The organism is Kitasatospora sp. NPDC094016 (assembly GCF_040304045.1).
GTDB lineage: Bacteria > Actinomycetota > Actinomycetes > Streptomycetales > Streptomycetaceae > Kitasatospora.
This window is the reverse complement of sequence record NZ_JBEOUK010000103.1, coordinates 1-2,446: the sequence shown is the minus strand read 5'-3', so window position 1 is coordinate 2,446 and position 2,446 is coordinate 1. Positions and strand designations below refer to the sequence as shown.

The 2,446-nt window shown below is 73.8% G+C and carries 1 protein-coding gene; it reads left to right on the top strand.

The features are described from left to right. Positions 1-2,446: condensation domain-containing protein (locus ABT015_RS37865; RefSeq protein WP_350887889.1), on the top strand; the 2,446-nt coding region annotated here is incomplete at both ends.

The window sequence follows — 2,446 nt, the reverse complement described above, 5'->3', positions numbered from 1 at the left end:
ATCGAGGACGCGATCGCGGCGCACGAGGAGGTGGCGCAGGCGGCGGTGGTGGTCCGTGAGGACACCCCGGGCGTCAAGCGCCTCGCCGCCTACCTCGTCCCCGCCGGCACCGGCCTCGACGTCGCCGGGGTGCGCAACGCCCTCGCCCGGCGCCTGCCCGAGTACATGGTCCCGTCGGCGTTCGTCGTGCTGGACGCGCTGCCGCTGACCGTCAACGGCAAGCTCGACCGCAAGGCCCTGCCCGTCCCCGACACCGCCTCGGCCGGCCGCGCCCCGCGCGACGCCCGCGAGGAGATCCTCTGCGGCGCGTTCGCCGAGGTGCTCGGCCTGGCCGAGGTCGGGCCCGAGGACCACTTCTTCGACCTCGGCGGGCACTCGCTGCTCGCCACCCGCCTGGTCACCCGCGTCCGCACCCTGCTCGGCAGCCCGCTGACGGTCCGCGACCTCTTCGAGGCGCCGACCCCGGCGGGCCTGGCCCACCGCGCGGGCGGCGACGGCGAGCGGCGCCCGGCGCTCGGCCGCCGCGAGCGGACCGCCGACCTGCCGCTCTCGCACGCCCAGCGCCGGATGTGGTTCCTGCAGAACCTCGACGACTCCGGTGCCGCCTACAACGTGCCGCTGGTCGTCCGCGTCACCGGCGCGCTCGACGTCGACGCCCTGCGCGCCGCCGTCCGTGCGGTGACCGGACGCCACGAGAGCCTGCGCACCGTCTTCACCGAGCGCGACGGATCCGTCTTCCAGCAGGTCCAGGACGCCCCGGCGCTCGCCGACGCCGTCCACGTGGTCCGCTCCGGCGAGCGGACCCTGGCCGCGGACGTCGAGGCCGCCGTCCGGTACGGCTTCGACCTCTCGGCCGAGGCGCCGCTGCGCGTCACCCTGCTGGAGGTCGGTCCCGAGGACCACGCCGTCGTCCTGCTCTTCCACCACATCGCCGGCGACGAGTGGTCGATGCTGCCCTTCATCGAGGACCTGACGGCCGCCTACACCGCGCACGCCGCCGGCACCGCCCCGACCTGGTCGCCGCTGCCCGTCCAGTACGCCGACTACACGCTGTGGCAGCAGGAACTGCTCGGCGCCGACGACGACCCGCAGAGCCTGCACTCCCGCCAGGCGGCCTACTGGAAGCAGGCCCTGGCCGGCCTGCCCGAGGAACTGCCGCTGCCGACCGACCACCCGCGCACGCCGGTGGCCGGCTACCGCGGTGACACCGTGTACGCCCAGGTGCCGCCGGCCGTCTACCGCGGGCTGCGCGAGGCCGCCCGGGCCACCGGCACCACGACCTTCATGGTGCTCCAGGCCGCTGTGGCGACCCTGCTGCACCGCCTCGGCGCCGGGAACGACATCCCGCTCGGCGCCCCGGTGGCCGGCCGCTCCGACGCCGGACTGGACGACCTGGTCGGTTTCTTCGTCAACACCCTGGTGCTGCGCAACGACCTGTCCGGCGATCCGACCTTCGCGGACCTGCTGGTCCGCACCCGGGACGCCGACCTGGCTGCCTTCGCCCACCAGGACCTGCCCTTCGACCGACTCGTCGAGGCCGTCAACCCGCCGCGCGTGCCCGGGCGCCACCCGCTCTTCCAGGTGATGCTCGGCTACCAGCACAACGACGGGCAGGCGGGCCGGCTGCTCGGCCTGGAGAGCCGCATCCTGCCCTTCGAGCTGGGCGCCGCGAAGTTCGAACTCGACTTCAACTTCGAGGAGACCTCCTCCGCCGAGGAGATCGACATCGCCTTCGAGTACGCCGCCGACCTCTACGAGCGGGCCACCGCCGAGGCGCTGGTCGAGCGACTGCTCGCCGTGCTGGAGCAGGTCGCCACCGACCCGGGCCGCCGCATCGGCAGCCTCGACGTGTTGACGTCGGGTGAGCGTGGGTTGTTGGGGGAGTGGGCGGCGACGGGTCGTGAGCTGCCGGAGGCGTCGGTGGCGGATCTGTTGGCGGAGCGTGCGGTGCTGGTGCCGGACGATGTGGCGCTGGTGCAGGGCGACGTGTCGTGGACGTACGCGGAGTTGGACGCGCGGGTGAACCGGTTGGCGCGGTTGTTCGTGGCGCGGGGTGCCGGTCCGGAGACGGTGGTGGCGCTGGGTCTGCCGCGTTCGCTGGACATGGTGGCGTCGTTGTTCGCGGTGCTGCGTACGGGGGCGGCGTACCTGCCGTTGGAGTTGGACTACCCGGTGGACCGGCTGGCGTTCATGGTCGAGGACACCGCCCCGGTCTGCCTGGTGACCAGTGCCACCGCCGAGGCCCGGATGCCCGAGGCGCCCGGAGTCGCGCGGATCCTGCTGGACTCCCCGGAGATCGCCGCCGAGCTCGCGGCCCTGCCCGCTGCCTCGCTCGGCCGCACCGCCGATCTGGACGCGGCGGCGTACGTGATCTTCACCTCGGGGTCGACGGGTCGCCCGAAGGGTGTGGTGACGCCGTACCGGGGTCTGACGAACATGCAGTTGA